The organism is Dyella sp. KRB-257, assembly GCF_049445995.1.
Lineage (GTDB): Bacteria > Pseudomonadota > Gammaproteobacteria > Xanthomonadales > Rhodanobacteraceae > Dyella_A.
On record NZ_JBMSDZ010000005.1, the window covers coordinates 202,237 to 228,806 of the forward strand.

Consider the following 26,570-nt stretch of genomic DNA (forward strand, 5'->3'; position numbering starts at 1 on the left):
ACGCGTCCGAAACTCCCTCATGGTGTCGGCGGCGGTCCATCCGGACAATTTCACTGCATGTGATTTTGACGGAAAGGACTGCTACCCATGCATCAAATCAACCATCTACCGCCCGAGCGGATGACGCCGGAGCAGCGTCGCCACGAGATCGCGTCACTGCTGGCCAACGGCCTGGCCCGTCTGCGTATCAGCGGTGCAGAACAGTCCGCACACATCGCCGAAGCGAGCGAGTTTGAGCTTGGCTTATCTGGCAACCAGCGCGTTCATTCAGACCCCGTCAACAAGACAACTACGGAGTCCAAATGAGCACGTCATTTTCAACGCCGCCATCGGTGGCAGCACAAATCGCCAGGTTGCCCGAGTTACCCATGGCAGAGATCCGGGCCCTCTGGCAGAAGTTGGTCGGCGGCGACACGCCCACCCACAACCGCCAGTTCCTAGAACGCCGCATTGCCTACCGGCTGCAGGAGGCAGAGTTCCGCAAAGTCGACGCGAACCTGCTGGATCGCAATCAGCGCCGCATCGAATCCCTGGTGGAAACCGGCAAGGTGAAAAAGCGCGACCGCGATTACCGTCCGGCCGCCGGCACTGTGCTGGTCCGAGAATACAAAGGCGTCGAGTACCGGGTGATCGCAACCGCCGATGGCCATTACGACTTCCACGGCCGCATGTTCCCGAGCCTCTCGATGATCGCCCGTGAGATCACTGGCATGCGCTGGTCGGGGCCGTTGTTCTTTGGGCTCAGGCCGCCATCCAATGCCAAGACCAAGCCGTCCACCAAGAAGCGAGGTGGACGATGAGCGACGTTTTGAAGCGCCGCATGCGCTGCGCGGTCTATACGCGCAAGTCCACCGACGAAGGACTCGACCAGGAATACAACTCCATCGATGCCCAGCGCGACGCCGGTCATGCCTACATCGCCAGCCAGCGCGCCGAGGGCTGGATTCCAGTAGCCGACGACTACGACGATCCCGCCTTCTCGGGCGGCAACATGGAACGTCCGGCGCTGCGCCGCATGATGGCGGACATCGAGGCCGGCAAGATCGACGTGGTCGTCATCTACAAGATCGATCGCCTTACGCGCAGCCTGGCGGACTTCTCCAAGATGGTCGAGGTGTTCGAGCGCTACGGCGTGTCGTTCGTGTCGGTCACCCAGCAGTTCAACACGACGACCTCGATGGGTCGGTTGATGCTGAACATCCTGCTGTCCTTCGCCCAGTTCGAGCGCGAGGTCACCGGCGAACGCATCCGCGACAAGATCGCAGCCAGCAAGCGCAAGGGCATGTGGATGGGCGGCGTGCCACCGCTGGGCTACGACGTCGAGAACCGCCGACTGGTGCCCAACGAACGCGAGGCCAAACTGATCCGGCACATATTCCAGCGCTTCGTTGAACTCGGCTCCAGTACGGCGCTGGTCAAGGAGCTGAAACTGGATGGCGTGACGTCGAAGGCGTGGACCACGCAAGACGGCAAGACCCGCGAGGGCAGGCCGATCGACAAGGGCCACATCTACAAGCTCCTCAGCAACCGGACCTACCTTGGCGAGTTGCGGCACAAGGACCAGTGGTACCAGGCGGAGCACCCGCCCATCATCAGCCGCGAACTGTGGGATAGCGTCCACGCGATCCTGGCCACCAATGGCCGGGTGCGAGGCAACGCGACTCGGGCAACCGTGGCGTATCTGCTCAAGGGCATCGTGTTCGGCAACGATGGTCGAGCACTGTCGCCGTGGCACACGACCAAGAAGAATGGCCGTCGGTACCGGTACTACGTGCCTCAGCGTGACGCCAAGGAGCACGCGGGCGCCTCAGGCCTGCCGCGCTTGCCGGCCGCCGAACTCGAGTCGGCGGTACTCGACCAACTGCGCGCGATCCTGCGTGCCCCGAATCTACTCGGCGACATGCTGCCGCAGGCGATCAAGCTCGATCCAACCTTGGACGAGGCGAAGATCACCGTGGCCATGACCCGGCTCGACGCGATTTGGGATCAACTTTTCCCGGCCGAGCAGACCCGGATCGTGAAACTGCTGGTCGAGAAAGTCATCGTGTCACCCAACGACCTCGAAGTGCGGCTTCGCGCAAATGGCATCGAACGCTTGGTGCTGGAGCTGCGCCCCGAGCCGGTCGAGCAACAAGTGGAAGCACTGGCATGAGCGACATCCGCATCCAGAAGACAGGCGAGCCCGACATCCTGCAGACCAGCGACGGCAGGCTGACCTTGTCCGTGCCGATCCAGATCAAACGCCGCAGCGGCCGCAAGCTGGTCACCTTGCCAAACGGCGAAACCGCGCCGGTTAGACCGTGGGACGTAGCACCGACCTCCATCCAACTGGCGCTGGCCAGGGGCCACCGCTGGCTGGCGATGCTGGAGTCAGGAGAGGCGAAGTCCTTGAAGGAGATCGCTACGCGGGAAGGAATCGACAACAGCTACGTCAGCCGGATGGTCAACCTGACCACGCTGGCCCCCGACATCGTGGCCGCCATCCTGGACGACGTATTGCCGAACCACGTCACGCTGTTTGATCTGGCGGTTGATCCGCCAGCGCTGTGGGATGAACAGCGGGCCAGGCTCATGTAGACCGAGCGGGGGCACAGGGGTAAAATTGCCCCAGGTGCCCACCTTACTTGCACACGAGTAAAAAAAGGCGTTGCCTCACTGTCACTGAAAACCTCTCTTTGAGCCTCGTCGTCGGGGACTTAAACGTGTGCGCCTGACCCGAAATCGGCGTGGCATTGAGGAAAGGTTTGTCATGACAATCAAAGAACTCGCGTATTCCGCGCAGCAGCACCTTCAGGCCAGCACTGGTGGCTCATTCAAGCGAGCCCACGTCTACGAGCTGTTGGCAGCTTCCTTCGGCTTCAACTCTCACGCCGCGTTTGGCGTTGACACTGTGCTCACGGAGCTTCGCCAGAACGACCGGCGGGTGGTCCCGCAAAGTGCGCTCATCAAGCGGCGTTGCATCGAGCTTGGGTATCAACCTGACACCGTGATTCTGGCGTCGTCGGCGTTGGAATCTTTCTTGGCAGAGCGCCAGATCGGTGTCGCCAGCATCTCGTCATTGGTCAGTCGCCTGAGAGGGGAGTCGTCCAGCCAAGACGAAGAGCTCGAATACGACGAGGATGAGCTATTCGACCCTACCGACGAGGCGTTCGGACCGATCCTTCTAGATGGATTGGCTGCGGCGGCTAGTAAGGGCAATGCCCTGGCTCACTACGCGCTGGCGCTGATACACGCCCCTGACGATGAAGACGACCCGGACGCTGGAAGTTCCTATTGGTACTCCCAGGGGCAGCAGGGCCGTGTCCTGACGGGGGTGGAAAAGGAGTGGGCCGAAGCCCACGAGGCTCGTCTCGCTCAAGCCGAGAAGTACTCGCGGCACCTGAGGGAGGCCAGTCGACTGGGGAATCAGGATGCACTTCTCGACTTGGCGGATCGATTTGACGATCCGTCCTTCTTCGAGCAGTCGCGCCACGGCGTCGATGCTGACCCAGCAGCGATTGCGGCGATCGCAGAACGCATGGGCCGCACTTCAGACGCCAAGCATTGGCTGACGCTGGCTGCCGAGAGGGGAGATACGGACGCCATGCTCCAGCTCATTGAGGAACACGATCAAGGTGACCTACAGCGATGCTGGACGTGGGTGTATCTCTCGCAGTTGGTCGGAACGGATCTGACTCGGGACGCGCACTACGCCATCAACGAGGACGGTTCGGACTACGACGATGACGTCGGCGGTCCAGCCTATGTCGCAGGTCGTGACGGGGTAGATCTTGAACCGCTTGCTCCGGCGCAAGACGCCGCTGCCAGGCTCGCTGCGCAGAAACTGTTTGACCAGATCGAATAGAACGCACGGTAAGACTGCTGGCTTTGCGCTAGGGACGTTTGCCCACTCCGGTAGCCAATGCTGCAATCCAACCGCTTGATTCGTCCGCGCGTAACCCTTTGATCTGTATGGGCCTGCGTTGCGGCCTTTGCGGACTTCGGGCCAGTTCCAGGGAGCGAGGTCGGAGCGAGGAATGGCCAGGAGAGAGTGGAATGTGGCCCGGAACGGCCAATTCGGGCGGCCGGCGAAGTCCGCAGGCTTCCGCAGGAACCCCCAACAACACGCGGGAACTGGCGCAAATAGACAAGAAAAAGCCCCAACTGATAACAGTTGGGGCTTAAGTATTGGTGGAGGTGGCGGGAGTCGAACCCGCGTCCGAAGGTGTTCAACGCCTGAATCTACATGCGTAGCTCAACGTTCGATCTCGTTCCGCGACAAGCACGATGAGCAAGGCGCACCGCGAAACCAGCCTGCTTGATTTGACCTAGGACCGACAGGCGGCAGTCTTTGGCGATCCCGTGATAATGACCCTACACCGACGAGCACGAGCACAAGTGGGTTCGGGGCTTACGCCTTAAGCGGCGAGAGCGTAGTTGTCGTCGTTGGCAACTATGAGTTTGCTGCTGGATTAACGAGGAAAGCTGCCCCCTCGGCATGCATCAAGCCATCTCACTACCCCCGTCGAAGCCAGGACACCCCCGGGGCAACTTGTGACAGCCGACGAAGTATATGGTGCCGGCTTCGCGGACATCAATGAGCGGCCGCACCGGCCGCGCGGCGCGAGTGCACCCTGTTCAGCCTTCGTCGCTCAGCCGTGGCGATTGTGCGCGTTCATCGTGCGCTGCTTTTCGCGCTGCCAGTCGCGCTCTTTCTCGGTATCGCGCTTGTCGTGCTCCTGCTTGCCGCGCGCCACCCCGACCTCGACCTTCACCTTGTTGCCCTTCCAGTACATGGCGGTGGGCACGATGGTGTAGCCCTTGCGTTCAACCGCGCCGATCAGCTGGTCGATCTCGTGCTTGTGCAGCAGCAGCTTGCGGGTGCGGCGGTCTTCGGCGATGACGTGGGTGGAGGCGCTGATCAGCGGCGGGATCGATGCACCGTGCAGGAAGATCTCGCCATCGCGGATCATGGCGAAGCTCTCGCCGAAATGGATGCGCCCAGCGCGCAGCGCCTTCAGCTCCCAGCCCTGCAGGGCGATGCCCGCCTCGTAGCGCTGGTCAATGTGGTACTCGAAGCGTGCGCGCTTGTTGAGCGCGATGGTGCCGCCGCCCTTGGTGTCCTTGTCCTTGTCCTTGCTCTTGGCCATGTCCGCTAGACTTCCGGGCGCTTGCCCTGTGCCGGCTTGGCCGCATATCGGGCCGTACCTGGATGTTTTCTTGAAGAGGCTACCGTGATCGAGATTCGCCGCAGCGCGCTGGTGCCGTATACGCCCGCGCAGATGTTCGATCTGGTCAACGATGTCGAAGCATACCCCAAGCGCTTTGCCTGGTGTTCCGGCTCGCAGGTTCTCGAACGCGGGGAGAACATGCTGGTGGCGCGCCTCGATCTCAAGATGGCTGGCTTCAACCAGAGCTTCACCACCCGCAACACGCTCGATCGTCCGCATCGCCTGCAGATGAGCCTGGTCGATGGCCCGTTCCGCAGCCTGGAAGGCGTGTGGTCGTTTACCGCGTTGGGCGACAGCGGATGCAAGATCGAATTCGCGCTGGACATCGACTACGCCGGATGGCTCGGCGCCAGCGCTGTGAAGCTCGGTTTCCAGGGGCTCGCCGGTCGCATGGTCGAGGATTTCAGCCGCGAGGCGAAGCGCATCCATGGCTGAGTGCGACGACGGCATCCGAATCGAACTGGCATGGCCCCGCCCGGGGGGTGTGCTTCGCTGCCTGCTGCATTTGCCGGCCGGTTCGACGGCCGCCGACGCGTTGGCCCGTGCCGTGCGGTCGGAGGGGTGGCCGGTGGACGCCTTGCAAGGGTGGCCGCTTGGCGTCTTTTCCCGGCGTATCGAGCCTGGCGATGTTCTGCGCGACGGGGACCGGTTGGAAATCTATCCGCCGCTGCAGCTGGATCCGAAGGAGGCCCGCCGCCGGCGTGCCGCGTATCCGCGCCGATCCGCGGATGGATGAAGCTCACTCACCCGAGGGCTTGTCGCCGGCGCTCGCGTCCGGGGGCGAGCCGCTTTTGTCGCCGCGGGTTTCGTTGACGGGATAATTCACCTTGTACTTCTTGGTGTCGTTCAGCAGTTGCTGATCGTCCTGCGCAAAGAAGTTGCCTTCGGTGCGCACCAGCGTGTCGTTGTTGAAGGTGAGGGTGAAGGTGCGCACCTTGATCTCGCCGCCGCGATGCTGCTGGGTGGAGACGTAGTCCCAGCGGTCCTGGTCGAACGGGCTGGCGACCGAGGGGGAACCCATGAGGACGAGAACCTGACGCTTGGTCATGCCGGGCTTCAGCTGCGAAACCGCTTCCTTGGTGAGGATGTTGCCCTGCTGCACGTCGGGGGTATACACAAGGCGGCAACTGGCCAGGGACAGCGCCAGCGTGGCGAAACCCAGCGTGCGAATCAGTTTTTGCATGCGTGTTGCGTCCCGAACGTAAAGGTGGTGGATGATACACTAACGGCCTTGGATAACCGCGCGTGGAGCTTGCAATGGATCAGGAAACCCGGGAGCTGCGCAAGGCAGGGCTCAAGGTCACGCACCCGCGCATGCGCATCCTGCAGATCTTCGAGGAGGAGGGCGTCCAGCACCTCTCCGCGGAGGACATTTACCGAAAACTGCTCGCCTCCCAGGAGGACATCGGGCTGGCCACCGTCTACCGCGTGCTGACCCAGTTCGAGGCCGCCGGGATCCTGATGAAGCACAACTTCGAGGGCGGCCAGGCGGTCTACGAGCTCGATCGCGGCAAGCATCACGACCATATGATCGATGTGGACAGCGGAAAGGTGATCGAGTTCGTCAGCGAGGAGATCGAGCGGCTGCAAAAGGAGATTGCTGCCAGGCACGGTTACGAGCTGGAAGACCACAGTCTGGTACTCTACGTACGGCCCAAGGGCGCCCGCAAGCTGGTCTAGCAGAGCAGCCTGGGCCCAGTCGACGGATTTGGGGCAAAAAAAACCGCAGGAGGACTCCTGTCCACCCACGGTTTATCCGTTACCAGGTGGCGTCCGGATCAAGGGCGAATTGCTCGCGTTGACCCTGAACCCCGTTGGTACCGGCCGAGCGGCCATCCCTGCCACCCTTCGAAGTCACCGTCCCCACGGTGACTTCGGCACGCCATCTTGCGATGGCGGCTCCCCCACATCGATGGGCATGATCCTAACGAAGCCTTCACGAACCGTGTATTGGAAAAATTCCTAGGTCAAGCGTATGGAGGGCGCCGATTTGGGAGAGGGCGGATTGCTGCCACGCAGCAAGATGCGCAGGTGAACGCCCGAGGACGATTGCCGCAGGCGGAACAACCCGCCCAGCGAGGTGACCCGGTCGCGCATGCCTTGCAGACCACGGCCGCCGCGGGGGACGGTTTTGGGCAACCCAACGCCATCGTCGCGGATGTCAAGCAGGGCCAGCGGCGCACCATGGCGCTCGCCGATGCGCAGCCGCAACCGGAAATGTTTCGCCTGCGCATGCTTGACGGTATTGGTGGCGCTTTCCTGCGCCAGACGGTAGATCGCCGTGCGCGTGTCGTCGTCGAGCAGGCGGGGATCGCCGTACATGTCCGTCACGTAGACGATGCCGGCGGCATCGAGCAGGTCGCGGATCGGGCCTTCCTCCAGGGCGCGAAGCAGGCCGAACTCGTCCAGCACGGCCGGCCGCAGGTCGTCGAGCAGGCGGTGCAGGGCCCGCCGCATGTGCCCCAGGATGGTATTGACCGAATGGCCCACATCCTCCATGCCGACCGACTTCAGGCGGTCCTGGGCCAGCTTGATGTGGGTCTGGATGGCGGTGATGTTCTGCCCCAGCTCGTCGTGGAGTTCGGCGGCCATGTAGCGCCGCTGGCTTTCCTCGGCCTGCAGGTTGCCGCGTGCGGCATCGCGCAGTTGGCGCGCAAGCTGGTCGAGCCGACGGTTTACTGCGGCCAGGTAGACATTCTGCTCGGCGACCCGTTCGCTGCTGCGGCGCAGGGCATCGGTGGCCGAGCCGAGCATCAGGGCGCCCGTGCCTGCCACCGCGAGGAACAGGTAGCCGGAGGCGCTGGGCATCGATTGGCCCACGACGCCATCCACCAGGCTCATGCCGATACTGGTGGTGAGCATGGCCAGGCTGGCGCCGCGCCAACCGTGCCGGAAGGCAAAGAACATCACCGGCGCGAGCGACAGCACACGCGCGAACTGCGGTTGCGGTGCGGCGTGCTGGGACAGCATCAGCAGGATTGCCATCGACGGCAGCATCACCAGCAGACCGTCCATGATCAGGTGCGCCAACATCCGGCGGGCAGGGCGCGCGCGCGCCAGCATGATCATCACCGGGACGATCAGCAGTACGCCGAGATAATTGCTCAGCAGGTCCAGGCCGAGCGCCTCCACCATCGGGGTAGACGGAGCGGTCTGGTGCATCAGGGCCAGCAGCGCGGCATCGATGGCGGTGGTCGCCGTCACGATGAGCACCGCCGAGAGCAGCAGGCGCGTGACGTCCTCGGGCACGCGCAGGCTCGGGTGCAGGTTGGCCTTGCGCAGCAGCCACAGTCCGGTGGCCACGATCAGCGGGTCGGGCAGATCGCCCAGCAGAAAACCCAGCCACCCCATGGCGGCATCGCGGTGGATTTCCAGCATGGCGCTGGCGCCCAACTCGAGTCCCAGCAGCCACGGCCATTGTCGGGTCGGGGTAAGCAGCAGTGCGCCGAAGCGCAGCCCGAAGGGCAGCATCCAGTAAGGTTGTTCGGTCGGCCACAACGCCAGCCACGCCATCAGGTAACACGCGCCGAGAAACGGGCCTGAAGTGAGGAGACGGGTGGTCTGGGTCCGCATCGGCGCATGGTACATGTGCGATGCTTTGGCGGGATGAGGCCGGCCGCATCGCGGCCAGGAGATAGGCATGTACAGCATCGTTCTGGTCGATGACCACGCCATCGTGCGCGAGGGATTCAAGCGTCTGATCGAGATGGAGCCGGATCTTGAAGTGGTCGCGGAATGCCGCTGTGCCGACGATGCGGTCGACGCCGTCAACCGGCGCGCGCCGGACCTGGTGGCGCTGGATCTGTCCCTGCCCGATGGCAGCGGTCTGCCGCTGATCGAGCACCTGCTGAGCGTGTCGCCGTCCAGTCGCATCGTGGTATTGAGCATGCACGACGGCGAGCCGTATGTGTCCGAGGCGCTGCGCCGTGGCGCCAGCGGCTACGTGACCAAGGGCGTGGCACCGGAGGAACTGGTGGCCGGGCTGCGTGCCGTGATGAACGGCGAGTGCTATCTCAGCTCCGACCTGCGTCGTCGCCGCGCCGAGCGGCCGGCCGAGGCGCTTGATCCGATCCAGCGCCTGACCGCCCGCGAGCGCGAGGTGTTCCTGCTGCTCGCGGCCGGCCGGGCCCCCAAGCAGGTGGCGGCCGAGCTGGGCATCGGCCAGAAGACGGTCTACATCCACCGCGGCAGCCTGATGGGCAAGCTCGGCGCCGGTTCGGAACTCGATCTCTATCGCATGGCCGCCGAGCGCGGCCTGCTGCAGGGTCCCGGCTGAGGCCGAGAAAGAATCGCCCGCCTGCAGCGGTCGAATTTTTCTCGGCCTCCGAGTTCAGCCGGCCTGCGCGCGTTCCAGCATCTGCCTGGCGTGGGCGCGGGTGGCCTGGGTGATCTCCAGGCCACCGAGCATGCGGGCAAGCTCGGCGCGGCGGCCGTTGGCGTCCAGTGTCTCGATGCGGGTGTGGGTGGAAGCCTCGTCGCTGTGCTTGCTGACCAGCAGGTGGGCATGCCCCTGCGCGGCGACCTGGGGCAGGTGGGTGACGCACAGCACCTGGCGGGTGGCGCCCAGCGCGCGCAGCTTCTGTCCGACCACTTCGGCGACCGCCCCGCCGATGCCGGCATCGACCTCGTCGAAGACCATGGTGCCCACGCTGTCCTTGCCCAGCGTGGCTACCTCGATGGCGAGGCTGATGCGCGCCAGCTCGCCGCCCGAGGCCACCTTGCGCAGTGGCCGCGGCGGCTGGCCCGGATTGGCACTGACGAGCAGCTCGCAGCGTTCAAGCCCTTGTGGGTCGGGCTCGTCGCCGTCCAGGGGTTCCAGCTCGACCCGCAATATGCCGCCGGCCATGCCCAGCTCGCCCATCAGTGCGCTCACCTCGCCGCCGAGGCGTTCGGCGGCGGCGCGGCGTTGCCGGCCCAGGCGGGCTGCCGCTTCGGTGTAGTCGGCGCGCAGCCGCTGTTGCTTCGCTGCCAGGGCCTGCAGCGCCTCGCCGGCTCCTTCGAGTTCGGCCAGTTCCTCGCGCATGGACAGCAGCTTGTCGTGGAGTTCGGCCGGCGGCAGGCGGTGGCGGCGGCCAAGTTCGTGCAGGCGGGCGAGATGGGCGTCCACCTGGGCGAAGCGATCCGGGTCCAGGTCGACGTCCTGCGCATAGCGCGCCAGGTCGTCGGAGGCCTCGCTGAGCTGGATGCCGGCATTGTCGACCAGTTCCAGCAGCGGATTGAGCCGCTCGTCCAGCGCGGCCAGCCGGGTCAGCTCCGCATGCGCCCGCCCCAGGGCGCGGCGCAGGGCGAATTCGCTGTCGCCGTCGAGCAGTTCGACCACGCCGGAAGCGCCTTCGGCCAGTCGCCCGGCATTGGCCAGGCGCTTGTGCGAGGCTTCCAGCTCGGCCAGTTCGGCCGCCGGCAGCGCCCACTTTTCCAGTTCGCCGACTTCGTGGCGCAGCAGTTCCAGACGCCGGTCGCGATCATCGCCGCCGCTGAGCTTGCGGATGCGCGCACCGAGCTCGCGCCACTGCACCGCCAGCTCGCGGACCTGGCCCAGCGTTTCCTCATGGCCGGCATAGGCATCCAGCAGGGTCATCTGGTGGGTGCGCGACAGCAACGCCTGATGCTCGTGCTGGCCGTGGATTTCCACCAGCAGCGTGGCCAGCTCGCCGAGCTGGCTGGCGTTGGCCGGACGCCCGTTGATCCAGGCGCGCGAGCTGCCCTCGGCGCGGATCACGCGGCGCAACTGGCAGGCGCCGCCGTCGTCCAGTTCCTCGCGCTGCAGCCAGGCACGCGCCTCGGACAGGTCGCCCAGGTCGAATTCCGCGGCCAGCTCGGCGCGGTCGCTGCCAGCACGCACCATGCCGCTGTCGGCACGCGACCCGGCCAGCAGCATCAGCGCGTCGACCAGCAGTGATTTGCCGGCGCCGGTTTCCCCGCTGACCACGGTCAGCCCGGGGCCGAGGGTGATCTCGGCTTCTTCTACGACGGCGAAATGTCGGACGTAAAGCGAAGTGAGCATGGTGGCCTGGTGTCTGGCGAGTACGGGGATTGTAGGGAGCGCCGCCGGTGCCGGCGAGGCCCCGTCTCAGGACGGGGCAGTCTGGCGCAGCCGGCTTGCAAAGCAGGGCGCGACACCTTATTTCTTGCCTGTCTCAAGGATTGCCACAGCGCATGCCTCTTCTCCACGGCCACGAACTCGACGCCCGCGCCCGGCGGCTGCTGCGCACGCTGATCGCACAGTACCTGGCCGATGGCGAACCCGTGGGCTCGCGCACGCTGTCGCGCTCGTCGGGGCTGGACGTGAGCCCGGCCACGATCCGCAACATCATGGCCGATCTGGAAGAGGCCGGCCTGGTGGTGTCGCCGCATACCTCGGCCGGTCGCATCCCCACGCCGCGCGGCCTGCGTTTGTTCGTCGACAGCCTGATCGAGCTGCAGCCGGTGGCGCGCGACGACATGGCGCGGCTCAAGCGCGAGCTGCCGCCGCAGCCGTCGACCACGCGCGACCTGCTTGGCAACGTGTCCACGCTGTTGTCGGCGATGACCCATTTCGCGGGCGTCGTCAGCGTGCCGCGGCAGGGCGATTTCCCGTTGCGCCACATCGATTTCGTGGCGCTGCCGGATGCCCAGGTGCTGGTGGTGCTGGTGTTTTCCGACAACCAGGTGCAGAACCGCATCGTGCGCCTGGCCAAGCCGCTGGACGCGCGCGAACTGGAACAGGCGGCCAATTACCTCAATGCCCATTTCGCCGGCCTGCGGCTGGACGATATCCGTGCCCACCTCTTGCACGAGATCCGCGAGGCGGGCAGCGAGCTCAACCGGCTGCTGGCCAGCTCGGTCGAGCTGGCCGCCGCCTCGTTCACGCCGCACGCCGGGGGCGAGGACGTGCTGGTCAGCGGCCAGACCAACCTGATGGCATACGCGGAGCTGGCCGACCTCGACCGCCTGCGTGAGCTGTTCGAAGCGTTCCAGAAGAAGAGCGAACTGCTCCAGCTGATGGAGGTGTGCGCCCGCGCGCCGGGCGTGCGACTGTTCATCGGCGAGGAGTCGGGCTTTACCGCGCTCGATGGCTGCAGCGTGGTCACCGCCAGTTACGGCGCGCAGGGCCGTGTGCTCGGGGCGATCGGGGTGATCGGCCCGACCCGCATGGCCTACGAGCGGGTCATTCCCGTGGTGCAGGCCACTGCCGGATTGCTCAGCGACGCCTTGAATAGGGCCGCGACGACCCTATAACCGCCCCGGGAGGCGGGGTTCCCCGCACATATCGGTGGCCGGCAAGTCTTGCCGGCCCGGGTTTTCTGTTGGAGTGGATGTATGCAGAACAATGATCCGCAGGCGCCGGAACAGGGCCGCGAACACGTCCAGCCGCGCGATGCCGCGGCCGATGACGCCGCCGACACCGCGGCCCTGGAGGCGCGCATCGCCGAGCTCGAGGCCAGCAACGCCGAGCTGCGCGAGACGGTGCTGCGCGAGCGCGCCGACCTGGAGAACCAGCGTCGCCGGCTACAGCGTGATCTGGATCAGGCGCGGCGCTTCGCCAACGAGAAGCTGCTCAACGACCTGCTGCCGGTGTACGACAGCCTGGAGCGCGGCCTGGCGGTGGAAGGCGGCGACATCGCGGCGATCCGCGAGGGCATCAGCCTGACGCTGAAGTCCCTGCTCAAGGTGGCCGAGAGCAACGGCATGGTTCAGGTCGATCCGCTCGGCCAGCCGCTCGATCCGGAGCGCCACCACGCGGTGAGCATGGTCGCCGCGCCGGGGCAGGCGCCGGGCACCGTGGTCAGCGTGCTGCAGAAGGGCTACGTGCTCAACGACCGCCTGCTGCGACCGGCGCTGGTGGCGGTAGCCCAGGACTGACCCGGGCAATCGACCGCAACAGCTGCCAAACCCGTGGGTCCGTCGGCATTGAATCGCCCAGGCCGGGCCCCATTCTGAAAACCAGTTCGCGGCCGCGGAGCCGCTCGGAAGATTCGGAGCATAGACATGGGCAAGATCATCGGCATCGACCTGGGCACGACCAACTCGTGCGTCGCCGTGATGGACGGCACCTCGGTCAAGGTCATCGAGAACTCGGAGGGCGATCGCACCACGCCGTCCATCGTTGCCTTCAACAAGGATGGCGAAGTGCTGGTGGGCGCCTCGGCCAAGCGCCAGAGCGTGACCAATCCGAAGAACACCTTCTACGCGGTGAAGCGCCTGATCGGCCGCAAGTTCACCGACGCCGAGGTGCAGAAGGATCTCCACATCGTGCCGTACGGCATCGTGGCGCACGACAACGGCGACGCCTGGGTGCAGACCGCCGACGGCAAGAAGATGGCACCCCAGGAGATCTCGGCCAAGGTACTGATGAAGATGAAGAAGACCGCCGAGGACTATCTCGGCGAGACCATCACCGAGGCGGTGATCACGGTGCCGGCCTACTTCAATGACAGTCAGCGCCAGGCCACCAAGGACGCCGGCAGGATCGCTGGCCTCGAGGTCAAGCGCATCATCAATGAGCCGACCGCGGCCGCACTGGCCTACGGCCTGGACAAGAAGGGCGGCGACCGCAAGATCGCCGTCTACGACCTCGGCGGCGGCACCTTCGACATCTCGATCATCGAGATCGCCGAAGTCGACGGCGAGAAGCAGTTCGAGGTGCTGGCCACCAACGGCGACACCTTCCTCGGCGGCGAGGACTTCGACATGCGCGTCATCGACTACCTCGTCGAGGAGTTCCAGAAGGAGCAGGGTATCGACCTGCGCAAGGACGCCCTGGCGCTGCAGCGCCTGAAGGATGCGGCCGAGCGGGCGAAGATCGAGCTGTCCTCCAGCCACCAGACCGACGTCAACCTGCCATACGTGACGGCCGACGCGTCCGGTCCCAAGCACCTCAACATCAAGCTGACCCGCGCCAAGCTGGAATCCTTGGTGGACGACCTGGTCAAGCGCACCATCGAGCCGTGCCGCACCGCGCTGAATGATGCCGGCCTGCGCGTGTCGGACATTAACGAGGTGATCCTCGTCGGTGGCCAGACCCGCATGCCCAAGGTGCAGGAATCGGTGAAGGACTTCTTCGGCAAGGAGCCGCGCAAGGACGTCAACCCGGACGAGGCCGTGGCCGTGGGCGCGGCGATCCAGGGCGGCGTGCTGGGCGGTTCGGTCAAGGACGTGCTGCTGCTCGACGTCACTCCGCTGTCGCTGGGCATCGAGACGATGGGCGGCGTGATGACCAAGCTGATCGAGAAGAACACCACGGTGCCTACCAAGGCCTCGCAGACCTTCTCCACCGCCGACGACAACCAGACCGCGGTGACCGTGCACGTGCTGCAGGGCGAGCGCGAGCGCGCCAGTGCCAACAAGTCGCTGGGCAAGTTCGATCTTGCCGGCATCGAGCCGGCGCCACGCGGCATACCGCAGATCGAGGTCACCTTCGACATCGATGCCAACGGCATCCTGCACGTGTCGGCCAAGGACAAGAAGACCGGCAAGGAGCAGAGGATCGAGATCAAGGCCGGCTCGGGCCTGTCCGAGGAAGAGATCCAGCGGATGGTCGCCGATGCCGAGGCGAACAAGGAAGAGGACCGCAAGTTCCACGAGCTCGTCGCCACCCGCAACAAGGCCGACCAGCTGGTGCACGCCACCCGCACCGCATTGAAGGAGCACGGCGGCAAGATTCCGGCCGACCAGCTGTCGACCATCGAAGGCGCACTGTCGGATCTGGAAAAGGCCAAGGATAGCGATGACAAGGCCGCCATCGAGACCAAGGTCGAGAAGCTGGAGCAGGCCGCGCAGGCGCTCTACGCGGCGGCGCAGTCCGCCGGCGGCGACGCCACTGGGCAGTCGGCACCGGGCGGCGGTTCGGCCCAGCCCGATGACGTGGTGGACGCCGAGTTCACCGAGGTCAAGGACGGCGACAAGAAGTAAGGGCCTTGCGGCCCGCATGCCCCGCAAGGGCGTGCGGGCCGTCGCCGTGCATGGGGCCGCCGCCATGTATCTTTTGGGCATCCTGCTGGCGTTCGTGGCGCCGTGGGTGTCGTGTCTGTTTTATGCCACGGTGGCCGCGATCTGGTTCATCTCCGACCGGCGCATCGAATCGCGGATCAAGCAATGAGCAAGCGTGACTACTACGAAGTGCTGGGCGTGGAGCGCAGCGTCACCGAGGCGGAGCTGAAGAAATCCTTTCGCCGGCTGGCGATGAAGTACCACCCCGACCGCTGCCCGGACGATCCCACCGCGCAGGAGAAGTTCAAGGAGGCCAAGGAGGCCTACGAGGTGCTCTCCGACGCGCACAAGCGCGCCATGTACGACCAGCACGGCCACGCCGCCTTCGAGGCCGGCATGGGCGGCCGCGGCGGCGCCGGCTTCGGCGACATGGGAGACATTTTCGGCGACATTTTCGGCGACATCTTCGGCGGTGGCGGCGGACGCGGGCGCCCCCGCCGAGGCGCCGACCTGCGCTACGTCATGGAGCTCGATCTGGAAGAGGCGGTGTTCGGCATCGAGCGCACCATTGAGATCCCGACCCAGGTGAATTGCCACCACTGCAACGGCTCCGGTTCGGCCGACGGCCGGACCGTGCAGTGCCGTACGTGTCGCGGCCACGGCCGGGTGCGCATGCAGAACGGCATCTTCTCGATCCAGCAGGCCTGTCCGCACTGCGGCGGCAGCGGCCAGACCATCGAGAGGCCCTGCAGGCACTGCCACGGCGAAGGACGCCTGGAAGAGACGCGCAAGCTGGCGGTACGCATTCCCGCGGGCGTGGACAACGGCGATCGCATCCGCCTCGCCGGGCAGGGCGAGGCCGGTCCGGCCGGCGCCGAGTCTGGCGACCTGTACGTGGAAGTGCGGGTGCGCGAACACGCCATCTTCCAGCGCGACGGCAACGACCTGTATTGCGAAGTGCCGATCCGCTTCTCGCAGGCCGCGCTCGGTGCGCAGCTGGCGGTGCCCACGCTGGAGGGCGAGGTGGAGATCACGATCCCCCCGGAGACGCAGACCGGCCATCAGCTTCGCCTGCGCGGGCGCGGCGTGAAGTCGGTGCGCAGCGGCCGCCACGGTGACCTGATCTGCCGCGTGGTGGTGGAGACACCGGTGCGCCTGACGCGCGAGCAGCGCGAGTTGTTCGAGCAGCTCGAAGCCACCTTCGCCGGCTGCGAGGCGGAGAAGCACACGCCGCAGGCCAAGAACTGGGTCGACGGCGTCAAGCAGTTCTGGTCGCGCGTCACCTCCTGACACGCGTGTTGCAACGTCGGCGGCACAATGCCGGGGCAATCGTTACGTAAAAGGGGATGGACAGATGGGTGAGATCGTTCGCGTTGCCGTCAACGGCGCCACCGGCCGCATGGGGCGTGCGCTGCTGGAACTGCTGCGCCGCGATCGCCGCTTTGCCCTGGTGGCGGCCATCACCGCGCCGGATGCGCCGGAGATGGGCGCGCCGGTAGCCCACGGCAGCCAGCTGTGTTTCAGCCATGACTGGTCGGCCACCGGGCCGATCGACGTGGTGATCGATTTCAGCGGCCCGGACGGGCTTGCCTCCGCGCTGGCGCATTGCGAGGCGAACGGCGTCGCACTGGTCGTCGGCACCACCGGATACGGCGACCAGCTGGCTCGGCGGATCGACGCTGCCTCGGTGCGTATCGCGGTGCTGCGGTCGGCCAGCTTCAGTCTCGGCATAGCCGTGCTGGCGCGCCTGTTGCGGGAAGCTTCGGCTGCACTGGCCGACTGGGATCTCGAGATCGTCGAGGCCCATCACGGGCGCAAGGAAGACGCGCCCTCGGGCACGGCCTTGCTGCTCGGCGAGTCCGCGGCGGCGGCGCGCGGCGTCTCGCTCGACGCACAGGCGGTGTATGCCCGCGAGGGGCGCAGCGGGCCGCGCCAGCCGGGGACGATCGGTTTCGCCGTCGTGCGCGGCGGCGACATCGTCGGCGAGCACACCGCCATGCTGATCGGGCAGGGTGAACGACTGGAGCTGTCGCATCGGGCGACCGATCGCTCGATCTTCGCGCGCGGCGCGATCGAGGCGGCACACTGGCTGGCCGGCAAGCCGGCCGGCGCCTACGGCCTGGATGCGATGCTGGCCGAGCGCAGCGGACGCTGAACGGCGTCAGTCGCGGTGCGAGGCGTCGCGTGCGCGACCGGCGCCGAGGCGGGTATCGAGCTTGCCGAACAGCTTCTTGAACGCGCGCGAGAACTTGCCGCGCCTGGTCTTGCGCAGCTTCTCCTCTTCGCTGGTCAACCACGCCACCTGGATCACCCGCCGTTCGCCCTCGTAGGGCAGGTGGCCGTGGAAGGAGTTCTCGCAGCGCTTGAACACCGCGAACTCGCCGAACAGCGGCTTGAGTTCCGGCACCACCACGTCGTCGATGTTGTCGATGCGGTGCAGAAAGCGCAGGCAGCCGTCGCTGGTGTCGGGCCACTGCGCGTTGAGGTAGAGCAGGGCGGTGGCGATTTTCGATCGGCTGTCGGTGTGGATGGTGCCGTGGCGCTTGTTCAATGAGCGGCACAGCGTCACCAGGGTCGGGTACTGGCCCAGGTTCTCGATTCCCAGGCGCATGCCCACCGCATGGGCGAAATCCGCCGCGGTGAGGTGTTCGATCAGCGCGTTGATCGACGGCCCGCAGTCGGTCGGGTCATACGGAAAGAATCCGGCGCTGGTGTAGCGCGGAAAGTCACGCTCCAGATCGGCGCGCGCGTCGTCCGGCAGCTGGCCGTGAGCGATCATGAACGGAAACGGCTCAAGCCGAACCTCGGTATCCGGACGGTCGAGGCGGGCGGGATCGAGCAGCACGACAGCGTTCATGGCCGGCAAATCTCCTTCGGGCAGCGGCGCAGTGTAGCGCCGCGTCGCGGCCACCGGCACACTCGCGCGAAGCGTCTGTTCATCCCGGATCTGTGGACAGCAAAGGCCGCGGAGCCTATCATTGCGACCCGCCCAGACCCATCCACGACCTAAGGTCCACAAGCCAGCTTCACTGCGGCTTGCGGGCTTTGCTGCACCCAAAGGCGGCCTTCCCCATGCTTATTCCTGCACTGCTTGCTCTCGAAGACGGCAGCGTTTTTCACGGCCACACCGTGGGTGACACCGGCCAGACGGTGGGCGAGGTGGTGTTCAACACCGCCATGACCGGTTACCAGGAAATCCTCACCGATCCGTCCTATGCCCGGCAGCTGGTCACGCTGACCTATCCGCACATCGGCAACACCGGCTGCAACGCCGAGGATGCCGAATCCACCGCCGTGCACGCCGCCGGCCTGATCGTGCGCGACGTGCCGCGCCGCGCGAGCAGCTGGCGCGGCAGCGAGAGCCTGCCCGATTACCTCAGGCGCCACGGCATCGTGGCGATCGCCGGCATCGACACCCGTCGCCTGACGCGCATCCTGCGCGACAAGGGGGCGCTGGGCGGCTGCATCGTGGCGGGCGCATCGATCGATGTGGACGCCGCCATCGCCGCCGCCCGCGCCTTCCCCGGTCTCAGCGGCATGGACCTGGCCAAGGTGGTCAGCACCGCCAAGCACTACGAGTGGAACGAGGGCGTCTACGACCTGGACCGCACGGCCTTCAACCGCCCGGAGAAGCGCTTCAAGGTGGTCGCCTACGACTTCGGCGTGAAGCAGAACATCCTGCGCCTGCTGGCCGAGCAGGGCTGCGACATCACCGTGGTGCCGGCGCAGACGCCCGCCGCCGAGGTGCTGGCGATGCGGCCCGACGGTGTGTTCCTCTCCAACGGCCCCGGTGACCCGGCCGCCTGCGATTACGCCATTGCCGCCACGCGCGAGCTGCTGGATGCGAAGCTACCGCTGTTCGGCATCTGCCTGGGCCACCAGATCATGGGCCTGGCGCTCGGCGCGAAGACCCTGAAGATGAAGTTCGGCCATCACGGCGCCAACCATCCGGTGAAGGACCATGACGACGGCCGCGTGCTGATCACCAGCCAGAACCACGGCTTCGCGGTGGACCCGGCGACGCTGCCGCCCAACGTGCGCGTCACCCACAGCTCGCTGTTCGATGGTTCGCTGCAGGGGTTTGCCCTGACCGACCGCCCGGCGTTCTGCTTCCAGGGGCATCCCGAGGCGAGCCCCGGACCGCACGACATCGGTTATCTGTTCGATCGATTTGCCGCCCTGATGCAGGAGGCCCGCTGAGATGGCCAAGCGTACCGATATCAAGTCCATCCTCATCATCGGCGCCGGCCCGATCGTGATCGGCCAGGCCTGCGAGTTCGACTACTCCGGCGCGCAGGCGTGCAAGGCGCTGAAGGAAGAGGGCTACCGGGTGATCCTGGTGAACTCCAACCCCGCCACCATCATGACCGACCCGGACACCGCCGACGCGGTGTACATCGAGCCGATCAACTGGCAGACGGTGGAGCGCATCATCGCCAAGGAGCGCCCGGACGCGGTGCTGCCAACCATGGGCGGCCAGACGGGCCTCAACTGCGCGCTGGACCTCGCCGACAACGGCGTGCTGGAGAAATACGACGTCGAGCTGATCGGCGCCTCGCGCGAGGCGATCCGCATGGCCGAGGACCGCGAGCTGTTCAAGCAGGCGATGGCCGAGATCGGCCTCGATTGCCCCAGGGCCGCGGTGGCCCGGACCTACGAGCAGGCGGTGGAGATGCAGGCTGCCGTGGGCTTCCCCACGGTCATCCGCCCCAGCTTCACGCTGGGCGGTTCCGGCGGCGGCATCGCCTACAACGTCGAGGAGTTCGAGGAGATCGTCAAGCGCGGCCTCGAGCTCTCGCCGGTGCACGAAGTGCTGGTGGAAGAGTCGGTGCTGGGCTGGAAGGAATTCGAGATGGAAGTGGTCCGCGACAAGGCGGACAACTGCATCATCGTGTGCTCGATCGAGAACCTCGATCCGATGGGCGTGCACACCGGCGACTCGATCACCGTGGCACCGGCGCAGACCCTCACCGACAAGGAATACCAGCGCCTGCGCGACGCCTCGATCGCCGTGCTGCGCAAGATCGGCGTGGACACCGGCGGTTCCAACGTGCAGTTCGGCATCAACGCCGAGAACGGCCGTGTGGTGGTGATCGAGATGAATCCGCGCGTGTCGCGCTCGTCGGCGCTGGCGTCCAAGGCTACCGGCTTCCCGATCGCCAAGATCGCCGCCAAGCTGGCGGTGGGCTACACGCTGGACGAGCTGAAGAACGACATCACCGGTGGCCTGACCCCGGCCTCGTTCGAGCCGACCATCGACTACGTGGTCACCAAGATTCCGCGCTTCGCGTTCGAGAAGTTCCCCTCGGCCGATGCGCGCCTGACCACCCAGATGAAGTCGGTGGGCGAGGTGATGGCGATCGGTCGCAGCTTTCACGAGTCGCTGCAGAAGGCGCTGCGCGGCCTGGAGATCGGCAAGAACGGCCTCAACCCGACCGGACTGGATATCAGCACCGAAGACGGCCTGGCCACGCTCAAGCGCGAACTGCGCGAGCCGCGCCCGGACCGCGTGTTCCACCTGGCCGATGCGTTCCGCGCCGGCATGACGCTGGAAGAAGTCCACGCACTCAGCCGCGTCGATCCCTGGTTCCTGGCCGCGTTCGAGGACATCGTGCTGATCGAGGCCGAGGTGCAGGCGCAGGGCATCACCGCCCTCGACGCAGCGCGCATGCGCGCGCTCAAGCGCTTGGGCTTTTCCGATGCGCGCCTGGCCGAACTGGTAGGCACCGACGAGGCCGCCGTGCGCCACCTGCGCCGCACGCTGGGCGTGCGCCCGGTGTACAAGCGCGTAGACTCCTGCGCGGCCGAGTTCGCCACCACCACCGCCTACATGTACTCGACCTACGAGGAAGAGTGCGAGGCGGCGCCGACCGACCGCGAGAAGATCATCGTGCTCGGCGGCGGCCCCAACCGCATCGGCCAGGGTATCGAGTTCGACTACTGCTGCGTGCATGCCGCGCTTGCCCTGCGCGAGGACGGCTATGAAACCATCATGGTCAACTGCAACCCGGAGACCGTCTCCACCGACTACGACACCTCCGACCGCCTGTACTTCGAGCCGCTGACGCTGGAAGACGTGCTGGAGATCGTCGACCTGGAGCAGCCGAAGGGCGTGATCGTGCAGTACGGCGGCCAGACCCCGCTGAAGCTCGCCCGCGCGCTGGAGGCGGCCGGCGCGCCGATCATCGGCACCTCGCCGGACTCGATCGACCTGGCCGAGGACCGCGAGCGCTTCCAGCAGATGATCGAGAAGATCGGACTGCGCCAGCCGCCGAACCGCACCGCGCGCAACGCCGACGAGGCGCTCGCGCTGGCGCGCGAGATCGGCTATCCGCTGGTGGTGCGCCCTAGCTACGTGCTCGGCGGCCGCGCCATGGAAGTGGTCTACGACGATGCGGATCTGGCGCGCTACATCCGCGAGGCGGTGCAGGTCTCCAACGACTCGCCGGTGCTGCTGGACCGCTTCCTCGACCATGCGGTCGAGGTGGACGTGGACGTCATTGCCGACGCCGAGGGCAACGTGCTGATCGGCGGCATCATGGAGCACATCGAGGAGGCCGGCGTGCACTCGGGCGACTCGTCCTGCTCGCTGCCGCCTTACTCGCTCTCCGGCGAGATCCAGAACGAGATGCGCCGCCAGGTTACCGCGATGGCCAGGGAGCTCAAGGTCGTCGGCCTGATGAATACCCAGTTCGCCATCCAGGGCGACACCGTGTTCATTCTCGAAGTGAACCCGCGCGCGTCGCGCACGGTGCCGTTCGTGTCCAAGGCGATCGGCGTGCCGCTGGCCAAGATTGCGGCGCGCTGCATGGCCGGCCGTTCGCTGGCCGATCAGGGTGCGACGCGCGAGGTGATCCCTGCGTACTACTCGGTGAAGGAGGCGATCTTCCCGTTCCTGAAGTTCCAGAACGTCGATCCCATCCTCGGTCCGGAGATGCGTTCCACCGGCGAGGTGATGGGGGTGGGCCGCAGTTTCGGTGCCGCGTTCGCGCGCGGCCATGACGCCGCCGGGATCAAGACGCCGCCCAGGGGCAAGGTATTCGTGTCGGTGCGCGACGCCGACAAGGATCGCCTGCTGCCGGTGGCACAGGACGTGATCAAGCGCGGTTTCAGCCTGGTCGCCACCGCCGGTACCGCGGCGTTCCTGAGCGAGCATGGCGTGTCGTGCGAGCGCATCAACAAGGTGCTCGAGGGCCGGCCGCACATCGTCGACCTGATCAAGAACGGCGAGATCGTCTATATCGTCAACACGACCGAGGGCAAGCAGGCGATTGCCGACTCGTTCTCGATCCGGCGCGAGGCGCTGCAGCATCGCGTTACCTATTCCACCACCGTTGCCGGCGCGCGCGCGCTCGTCCATTCGCTGGATTTCCATGGCGCCGGCGACGTGCACAGCCTGCAGGAACTGCACAGGGAGTTGAACGCATGAGCCGAGCACCGATGACCAAGGCAGGCGCCGAGCGCCTGCGCGCCGAACTGGACCGGCTGAAGTCGCAGGACCGTCCGAAGATCATCGCGGCGATCGCCGAGGCGCGTGCGCACGGCGATCTGAAGGAAAACGCCGAGTACCACGCCGCACGCGAACAGCAAAGCTTCATCGAGGGGCGCATCGGCGAGCTGGAGGCGGCCCTGTCCACCGCCGAAGTGATCGACATCACCAAGCTCGGTGCCGGTAACCGCGTGGTGTTTGGCGCCACCGTCGACCTGGAGGACGAAGACAGCGGCGAGGCGGTGACCTACCAGATCGTCGGCGACCTGGAAGCGGACATCAAGAAGCGCCTGATCGCGGTTTCCTCGCCGATCGCCCGCGCGCTGATCGGCAAGAGCGCCGGCGACAGCTTCGAGTTCACCGCACCCAACGGCGTGAAGCACTACGAGATCATCGCAGTGCGCTACGGCTGATCAGCCGCCATCCCGTGGTGCCGCCGGTGCCACAGGTGTCACGGGATGACGAGGCAGCACGGGTCGCGCCTGGAATCCAGACAACAAAAAAGGCCGCTTGCGCGGCCTTTTCGCGTGACACGCAGCGCGGGTCGATCAGCGCTGACGGGCCTTGAAACGAGGGTTGCTCTTGCAGATCACGAACACCTTGCCGCGACGGCGCACAACCTTGCAGTCACGGTGCCGCAGCTTGGCGGACTTCAAAGAGGAAAGCACCTTCACGGCCAGCTCCTGATACAAAAAGAAAATTCAAGTCCGCAAGTGTAGCCGGCCCGCACGGGCATCACAAGCCGCCCGAGACCACCGTTTCCGTGACCACGGCCAGGAACTGGGCCAGCACCGGCGAGTCATCGTTCGCCCGGCTGGCGACGGCCAGCAGCATGTAGGCATCGGGATCCTCCACCGGCACGTAGGTGAGGCCAGCCAGGCGCACCGTGCGCATGGTTGCCGGCACCAGCGCCAGGCCGAGTCCCGCCGCCACCATCATCAGCATGCCGTTGACCTGCTGGGCATGGCGGCGGATCTGCGGCTGGAAACCCGCCTTGTTGGCCAGCAGCGCCAGCCGGTCGTAAAGCGTGGCGGCGACCCCGTGCGGCTGGGCCACGAAGGATTCGTGGGCGACCTCGTCCATGCGCAGACTGCTGCGCCCGGACAGCGGGTGGCCGGAGGGCAGGGCGAGCAGCAGCGGCTCGCGATCGAGCACGGTCATGCGCAGGGCCTTGGCATCGATGGGACGCTGGGGTTCGTCACGCACGAAGCCGACGTCGATCGCGCCATCCAGCAAGGCCTCGAATTGCGGCTCGGTGTAGAGCTCGCACAGCTCCACCCGCACGTTGGGCGCCACCTGCCCGTAGCGCAGCAGCACCCGTGGCAGCGAAGGGTGGAACGAGACCGATACGGTATAGGCGAGGCGGAGCTGGCCGCTGTGCCCGGCCGCCGCCGCGGCCACCTGGGTGCGCGCCTCATCGGCCTTGGCGAGGATCTGCCTGGCGTGGTCGAGAAAGATCCGCCCCGGCTCGGTCAGCGCCACCGAGCGCTTGGTGCGCTCCAGCAACCGCACGCCCAGATCCTGCTCCAGCGCCTGGATCTGCTGCGAGAGCGGCGGCTGGGACAGATGCAGGCGTCGGGCCGCCCGCGTGAAACTGAGCTCCTCGCAGACCGCCACGTAATAACGCAGCTGGCGGAAATCGAACATATAGGCAAACCCGATAAATCAAGCGCCAAATATATATTGGAAGCGTGTATTCGGCGAGCCTATGATGCTCATGTCCGTCACCTACCCCTCCCCCCGGGTGGCGCGGCCCCGCCCCGCAGCGACGCTATCCCGCGACTTTCGGCTTCCCCTCCTGAGCCACCGTCGACGCGTCGCCTCGCGGGGCGCTTTCTTTTCTGCGCTCGTGCCGGCGTGCGTCCAACGGGCTTCCCCGCGACAACGATCAGAGGCGCGCTGCCAGCCGGGTGCCCTGATCGATCGCGCGCTTGGCGTCCAGTTCGGCCGCCACATCCGCGCCGCCGATCACGTGGGCGGTCACGCCCGCCGCGAGCAGGGCGTCGAGCAGGGTCCGATTCGGCTCCTGGCCGGCGCAGACCACCACGTGATCCACCGGCAACACCCGGGGCGTGCCGTCGATGCGCACATGCAGGCCCTCGTCGTCGAAGCGCTCGTAGCCGACGCCACCGAGCATCTGCACCTGCCTGGATTTGAGCGTGGCCCGGTGCACCCAGCCGGTGGTCTTGTTGAGTCGCGCGCCGGGGCGGCCTTCGCTACGCTGCAGCAGCCATACCTGGCGCGCGGGCGGTTCCGGATGCGGCGGTTGCAGACCTCCGCGATGTGCCATCTGCATGTCCACGCCCCACTCGCGGCTCCAGCGCGAGACATCGGTGCTGGTCGACGGTCCCGATTCGACCAGGAACTCGGCAACGTCAAAGCCGATGCCCCCGGCACCGATGATCGCCACCCGCGCCCCGACCGGATGGTCGTGCGCCAGCACGTCGAGATAGCTCAGCACGCGAGGATCGTCGCTGCCGGGGAAGCTGACCTTGCGTGGCGTGATGCCGGTGGCCAGCACCACGTCGTCGAAGCCGGCGTCGATGAGTGCCGCTGCCCTCACGCGGGTCCCCATCGAGAGCGTGACGCGGGCATCGGCCAAGCGGTGGCCGAAGTAGCGCAGCGTCTCGTGGAATTCCTCCTTGCCCGGAATCCGCTTGGCGTAGTTGAACTGGCCGCCGATGCGGTCGGCCTGGTCGAACAGGGTCACCGCGTGACCGCGCTCCGCCAGCGTGGCGGCACAGGCCATGCCCGCCGGCCCGGCGCCGACCACGGCAATGCGCCTGGCCGCAGCAGTCGGCGCCAGCACCAGTTCGGTCTCGTGGCAGGCGCGCGGGTTGACCAGGCAGCTGGCGCGCCGGTTCTGGAACACGTGATCCAGGCAGGCCTGGTTGCAGGCGATGCAGGTGTTGATCCGGTCGGAGCGCCCGGCGACGGCCTTGCGTACCCAGTCGGGATCGGCCAGCAGCGGACGGGCCATCGACACCATGTCAGCCTGGCCGCTGGCGAGAATCTGCTCGGCCACTTCGGGCATGTTGATGCGGTTGGTGGTGATCAGCGGAATGCCGACCTCGCCTTTCAGGCGCTGGGTCACCCAGGCGAAGGCGCCGCGCGGCACCGAGGTCACGATGGTGGGGATGCGCGCCTCGTGCCAGCCGATGCCGGTATTGATCAGGCTGGCACCGGCCGCCTCGATCGCCTTGGCCAGCGTGACGATCTCGCTCCAGTCCTGCCCCTGCTCGACCAGGTCCAGCATCGACAGCCGATAGATCAGCAGGAAATCCGGGCCGACCGCCTCGCGCGTGCGGCGCACGATCTCGATCGCCAGGCGCATCCGTCTTGCCGCGTCGCCACCCCAGGCGTCGCTGCGATGGTTGGTGCGTTCGGCGATGAACTGGTTGATCAGGTAGCCCTCCGAGCCCATCACTTCCACGCCGTCGTAACCGGCCTCGCGGGCCAGTTGTGCGCTGCGCACGAAGTCGCCGATGGTGCGTTCCACCCCGCGGGCACTCAGGGCACGCGGGGTGAACGGGGTGATCGGCGACCTGATCTTCGATGGCGCCACGGAGAGCGGGTGATAGCCGTAGCGGCCCGCGTGCAGGATCTGCATGCAGATGCGTCCGCCTTCCGCATGCACGGCGCGGGTGAGCTTGCGATGGCGCGCGACGTGCCAGGGCATCGACAGGCGCCCGCCGAACGGCTTGAGCCAGCCTTCGATGCTGGGCGCGATGCCGCCGGTCACCATCAGGCCGACGCCGCCACGCGCACGCTCGGCGAAGTAGGCAGCGAGCTTGTCGTAGTCGGCCGCGCGGTCTTCCAGGCCGGTATGCATCGAGCCCATCAGCACCCGGTTGGGCAGGGTGACGTGGCCCAGGTCGAGGGGGGCCAGCAGGTGCGGATAGGGCATGAGTGGCAATCCGATCAAACGATCGTATGAATCTGCCTGCAAGCACCGCCCAAAA

Annotated in this window: 26 protein-coding genes and 1 other RNA gene; 18 read left to right on the forward strand and 9 right to left on the reverse strand. The window is 66.3% G+C overall.

The genetic code is table 11. The features are described 5' to 3' along the window. The first annotated feature begins 87 nt into the window (after positions 1-87). The 5 genes from ACO2Q2_RS05945 (at position 88) to ACO2Q2_RS05965 (ending at position 3,844) form a co-directional block, all read left to right on the forward strand. Complete coding sequence (locus ACO2Q2_RS05945) at positions 88-306, forward strand: hypothetical protein (protein WP_077144376.1); 219 nt, start codon at positions 88-90, stop codon at positions 304-306. After that, complete coding sequence (locus tag ACO2Q2_RS05950; RefSeq protein ID WP_077144377.1) at positions 303-800, forward strand: DUF2924 domain-containing protein; 498 nt, start codon at positions 303-305, stop codon at positions 798-800. Before ACO2Q2_RS05945 ends, ACO2Q2_RS05950 begins: the two co-directional genes overlap by 4 nt. Then, positions 797-2,152, forward strand: a complete 1,356-nt coding sequence (locus tag ACO2Q2_RS05955) for a recombinase family protein (protein WP_077144378.1) — start codon at positions 797-799, stop codon at positions 2,150-2,152. Before ACO2Q2_RS05950 ends, ACO2Q2_RS05955 begins: the two co-directional genes overlap by 4 nt. After that, positions 2,149-2,577, forward strand: coding sequence for a LacI family transcriptional regulator (locus ACO2Q2_RS05960; RefSeq protein WP_213149016.1), 429 nt, complete (start codon positions 2,149-2,151; stop codon positions 2,575-2,577). Before ACO2Q2_RS05955 ends, ACO2Q2_RS05960 begins: the two co-directional genes overlap by 4 nt. A 172-nt stretch (positions 2,578-2,749) precedes the next feature. After that, positions 2,750-3,844, forward strand: coding sequence for a hypothetical protein (locus tag ACO2Q2_RS05965; protein ID WP_077144379.1), 1,095 nt, complete (start codon positions 2,750-2,752; stop codon positions 3,842-3,844). Positions 3,845-4,168: 324 nt separating this feature from the next. Here ACO2Q2_RS05965 and ssrA read toward each other — a convergent pair. Together ssrA and smpB are read right to left on the reverse strand one after the other, a co-directional pair. Further along, positions 4,169-4,523: a transfer-messenger RNA gene (gene ssrA / locus ACO2Q2_RS05970) on the reverse strand. Positions 4,524-4,631: 108 nt separating this feature from the next. After that, positions 4,632-5,129: an SsrA-binding protein SmpB gene (gene smpB, locus ACO2Q2_RS05975; protein ID WP_423254845.1), complete on the reverse strand. Its 498-nt coding sequence runs from the start codon at positions 5,127-5,129 to the stop codon at positions 4,632-4,634. Between the two features lie 84 nt (positions 5,130-5,213). On the opposite strand from smpB, the gene ACO2Q2_RS05980 reads away from it, so the two are divergent. Continuing rightward, positions 5,214-5,645: a type II toxin-antitoxin system RatA family toxin gene (locus tag ACO2Q2_RS05980; RefSeq protein ID WP_423254846.1), complete on the forward strand. Its 432-nt coding sequence runs from the start codon at positions 5,214-5,216 to the stop codon at positions 5,643-5,645. Beyond that, on the forward strand, positions 5,638-5,946 hold the full coding sequence (locus ACO2Q2_RS05985) for an RnfH family protein (RefSeq protein WP_423254847.1): 309 nt from the start codon (positions 5,638-5,640) through the stop codon (positions 5,944-5,946). Before ACO2Q2_RS05980 ends, ACO2Q2_RS05985 begins: the two co-directional genes overlap by 8 nt. Before the next feature lie 3 nt (positions 5,947-5,949). Here the strand turns inward: ACO2Q2_RS05985 and ACO2Q2_RS05990 are convergent, their stop codons facing one another. Continuing rightward, positions 5,950-6,393: an outer membrane protein assembly factor BamE gene (locus tag ACO2Q2_RS05990; RefSeq protein WP_423254848.1), complete on the reverse strand. Its 444-nt coding sequence runs from the start codon at positions 6,391-6,393 to the stop codon at positions 5,950-5,952. 74 nt (positions 6,394-6,467) lie between these two features. On the opposite strand from ACO2Q2_RS05990, the gene fur reads away from it, so the two are divergent. Next, complete coding sequence (gene fur / locus ACO2Q2_RS05995; protein WP_423254849.1) at positions 6,468-6,890, forward strand: ferric iron uptake transcriptional regulator; 423 nt, start codon at positions 6,468-6,470, stop codon at positions 6,888-6,890. A 282-nt stretch (positions 6,891-7,172) separates the two neighbouring features. Here the strand turns inward: fur and ACO2Q2_RS06000 are convergent, their stop codons facing one another. Continuing rightward, positions 7,173-8,783, reverse strand: a complete 1,611-nt coding sequence (locus tag ACO2Q2_RS06000; protein WP_423254876.1) for an MASE1 domain-containing sensor histidine kinase — start codon at positions 8,781-8,783, stop codon at positions 7,173-7,175. Positions 8,784-8,850: 67 nt separating this feature from the next. Between ACO2Q2_RS06000 and ACO2Q2_RS06005 the strand changes: the two genes are divergently transcribed. After that, a complete protein-coding gene (locus ACO2Q2_RS06005; RefSeq protein WP_423254850.1) occupies positions 8,851-9,486 on the forward strand; it encodes a response regulator in 636 nt (211 codons plus the stop codon). 54 nt (positions 9,487-9,540) lie between these two features. Here the strand turns inward: ACO2Q2_RS06005 and recN are convergent, their stop codons facing one another. Further along, positions 9,541-11,214 (reverse strand): DNA repair protein RecN, encoded by a 1,674-nt coding sequence (gene recN, locus ACO2Q2_RS06010; protein ID WP_423254851.1) that lies wholly within the window; start codon positions 11,212-11,214, stop codon positions 9,541-9,543. A gap of 152 nt (positions 11,215-11,366) precedes the next feature. Here recN and hrcA point away from each other — a divergent pair, with 152 nt between their 5' ends. The 6 genes from hrcA to dapB all read left to right on the forward strand — a co-directional run bounded on the left by hrcA (position 11,367) and on the right by dapB (position 17,274). Continuing rightward, the gene (gene hrcA, locus ACO2Q2_RS06015) at positions 11,367-12,428 is read left to right on the forward strand and encodes a heat-inducible transcriptional repressor HrcA (RefSeq protein WP_423254852.1); all 1,062 of its coding nucleotides are present in this window, start codon (positions 11,367-11,369) and stop codon (positions 12,426-12,428) included. Between the two features lie 81 nt (positions 12,429-12,509). After that, positions 12,510-13,052: a nucleotide exchange factor GrpE gene (grpE, locus tag ACO2Q2_RS06020; RefSeq protein WP_423254853.1), complete on the forward strand. Its 543-nt coding sequence runs from the start codon at positions 12,510-12,512 to the stop codon at positions 13,050-13,052. Positions 13,053-13,178: 126 nt separating this feature from the next. Continuing rightward, complete coding sequence (gene dnaK / locus ACO2Q2_RS06025; RefSeq protein WP_423254854.1) at positions 13,179-15,101, forward strand: molecular chaperone DnaK; 1,923 nt, start codon at positions 13,179-13,181, stop codon at positions 15,099-15,101. 16 nt (positions 15,102-15,117) lie between these two features. Continuing rightward, positions 15,118-15,288, forward strand: a complete 171-nt coding sequence (locus tag ACO2Q2_RS06030) for a hypothetical protein (RefSeq protein ID WP_423254855.1) — start codon at positions 15,118-15,120, stop codon at positions 15,286-15,288. Beyond that, entirely contained in the window at positions 15,285-16,409 is a 1,125-nt protein-coding gene (gene dnaJ, locus ACO2Q2_RS06035; protein ID WP_423254856.1) for a molecular chaperone DnaJ, read from the forward strand. Before ACO2Q2_RS06030 ends, dnaJ begins: the two co-directional genes overlap by 4 nt. Before the next feature lie 64 nt (positions 16,410-16,473). Further along, the gene (dapB, locus tag ACO2Q2_RS06040) at positions 16,474-17,274 is read left to right on the forward strand and encodes a 4-hydroxy-tetrahydrodipicolinate reductase (protein WP_423254857.1); all 801 of its coding nucleotides are present in this window, start codon (positions 16,474-16,476) and stop codon (positions 17,272-17,274) included. Positions 17,275-17,280: 6 nt separating this feature from the next. Here dapB and ACO2Q2_RS06045 read toward each other — a convergent pair whose 3' ends face one another. After that, on the reverse strand, positions 17,281-17,976 hold the full coding sequence (locus ACO2Q2_RS06045; RefSeq protein WP_423254858.1) for a 2OG-Fe(II) oxygenase: 696 nt from the start codon (positions 17,974-17,976) through the stop codon (positions 17,281-17,283). A gap of 215 nt (positions 17,977-18,191) precedes the next feature. On the opposite strand from ACO2Q2_RS06045, the gene carA reads away from it, so the two are divergent. The 3 genes from carA to greA are packed head-to-tail and all read left to right on the forward strand — an operon-like array spanning position 18,192 to position 23,021. Next, a complete protein-coding gene (carA, locus tag ACO2Q2_RS06050) occupies positions 18,192-19,319 on the forward strand; it encodes a glutamine-hydrolyzing carbamoyl-phosphate synthase small subunit (protein WP_423254859.1) in 1,128 nt (375 codons plus the stop codon). Between the two features lies 1 nt (position 19,320). Next, positions 19,321-22,548: a carbamoyl-phosphate synthase large subunit gene (carB, locus tag ACO2Q2_RS06055; protein WP_423254860.1), complete on the forward strand. Its 3,228-nt coding sequence runs from the start codon at positions 19,321-19,323 to the stop codon at positions 22,546-22,548. Continuing rightward, positions 22,545-23,021: a transcription elongation factor GreA gene (gene greA, locus ACO2Q2_RS06060; protein ID WP_423254861.1), complete on the forward strand. Its 477-nt coding sequence runs from the start codon at positions 22,545-22,547 to the stop codon at positions 23,019-23,021. The genes carB and greA overlap by 4 nt, the downstream gene beginning before the upstream one ends. Positions 23,022-23,156: 135 nt before the next feature. On the opposite strand, the gene ykgO is transcribed toward greA, so the two are convergent. From ykgO to ACO2Q2_RS06075, 3 genes are all read right to left on the reverse strand, one after another. After that, positions 23,157-23,282 carry a type B 50S ribosomal protein L36 gene (gene ykgO / locus ACO2Q2_RS06065; protein ID WP_423254862.1) on the reverse strand — a complete coding sequence of 42 codons (126 nt, stop codon included), beginning with the start codon at positions 23,280-23,282 and terminating at the stop codon, positions 23,157-23,159. Between the two features lie 61 nt (positions 23,283-23,343). Then, on the reverse strand, positions 23,344-24,255 hold the full coding sequence (locus tag ACO2Q2_RS06070) for a LysR family transcriptional regulator (protein WP_423254863.1): 912 nt from the start codon (positions 24,253-24,255) through the stop codon (positions 23,344-23,346). Between the two features lie 241 nt (positions 24,256-24,496). Further along, complete coding sequence (locus ACO2Q2_RS06075) at positions 24,497-26,515, reverse strand: FAD-dependent oxidoreductase (RefSeq protein WP_423254877.1); 2,019 nt, start codon at positions 26,513-26,515, stop codon at positions 24,497-24,499. Positions 26,516-26,570: the final 55 nt, after the last annotated feature.

Bases quoted from the DNA above. Each gene is read 5' to 3' on its own strand.
- ACO2Q2_RS06070 (WP_423254863.1), bottom strand. From the start codon at position 24,255: ATGTTCGATTTCCGCCAGCTGCGTTATTACGTGGCGGTCTGCGAGGAG.
- hrcA (WP_423254852.1), top strand. From the start codon at position 11,367: ATGCCTCTTCTCCACGGCCACGAACTCGACGCCCGCGCCCGGCGGCTG.
- dnaK (WP_423254854.1), top strand. From the start codon at position 13,179: ATGGGCAAGATCATCGGCATCGACCTGGGCACGACCAACTCGTGCGTC.
- recN (WP_423254851.1), bottom strand. From the start codon at position 11,214: ATGCTCACTTCGCTTTACGTCCGACATTTCGCCGTCGTAGAAGAAGCC.
- ACO2Q2_RS06000 (WP_423254876.1), bottom strand. From the start codon at position 8,783: ATGCGGACCCAGACCACCCGTCTCCTCACTTCAGGCCCGTTTCTCGGC.
- carB (WP_423254860.1), top strand. From the start codon at position 19,321: ATGGCCAAGCGTACCGATATCAAGTCCATCCTCATCATCGGCGCCGGC.
- dnaJ (WP_423254856.1), top strand. From the start codon at position 15,285: ATGAGCAAGCGTGACTACTACGAAGTGCTGGGCGTGGAGCGCAGCGTC.
- smpB (WP_423254845.1), bottom strand. From the start codon at position 5,129: ATGGCCAAGAGCAAGGACAAGGACAAGGACACCAAGGGCGGCGGCACC.
- ACO2Q2_RS05965 (WP_077144379.1), top strand. From the start codon at position 2,750: ATGACAATCAAAGAACTCGCGTATTCCGCGCAGCAGCACCTTCAGGCC.
- ACO2Q2_RS05955 (WP_077144378.1), top strand. From the start codon at position 797: ATGAGCGACGTTTTGAAGCGCCGCATGCGCTGCGCGGTCTATACGCGC.
- dapB (WP_423254857.1), top strand. From the start codon at position 16,474: ATGGGTGAGATCGTTCGCGTTGCCGTCAACGGCGCCACCGGCCGCATG.
- greA (WP_423254861.1), top strand. From the start codon at position 22,545: ATGAGCCGAGCACCGATGACCAAGGCAGGCGCCGAGCGCCTGCGCGCC.
- ACO2Q2_RS05985 (WP_423254847.1), top strand. From the start codon at position 5,638: ATGGCTGAGTGCGACGACGGCATCCGAATCGAACTGGCATGGCCCCGC.
- ACO2Q2_RS06030 (WP_423254855.1), top strand. From the start codon at position 15,118: ATGCCCCGCAAGGGCGTGCGGGCCGTCGCCGTGCATGGGGCCGCCGCC.
- grpE (WP_423254853.1), top strand. From the start codon at position 12,510: ATGCAGAACAATGATCCGCAGGCGCCGGAACAGGGCCGCGAACACGTC.
- ACO2Q2_RS06075 (WP_423254877.1), bottom strand. From the start codon at position 26,515: ATGCCCTATCCGCACCTGCTGGCCCCCCTCGACCTGGGCCACGTCACC.
- ACO2Q2_RS05945 (WP_077144376.1), top strand. From the start codon at position 88: ATGCATCAAATCAACCATCTACCGCCCGAGCGGATGACGCCGGAGCAG.
- ACO2Q2_RS05990 (WP_423254848.1), bottom strand. From the start codon at position 6,393: ATGCAAAAACTGATTCGCACGCTGGGTTTCGCCACGCTGGCGCTGTCC.
- ACO2Q2_RS05960 (WP_213149016.1), top strand. From the start codon at position 2,149: ATGAGCGACATCCGCATCCAGAAGACAGGCGAGCCCGACATCCTGCAG.
- ACO2Q2_RS06045 (WP_423254858.1), bottom strand. From the start codon at position 17,976: ATGAACGCTGTCGTGCTGCTCGATCCCGCCCGCCTCGACCGTCCGGAT.
- carA (WP_423254859.1), top strand. From the start codon at position 18,192: ATGCTTATTCCTGCACTGCTTGCTCTCGAAGACGGCAGCGTTTTTCAC.
- fur (WP_423254849.1), top strand. From the start codon at position 6,468: ATGGATCAGGAAACCCGGGAGCTGCGCAAGGCAGGGCTCAAGGTCACG.
- ACO2Q2_RS06005 (WP_423254850.1), top strand. From the start codon at position 8,851: ATGTACAGCATCGTTCTGGTCGATGACCACGCCATCGTGCGCGAGGGA.
- ACO2Q2_RS05950 (WP_077144377.1), top strand. From the start codon at position 303: ATGAGCACGTCATTTTCAACGCCGCCATCGGTGGCAGCACAAATCGCC.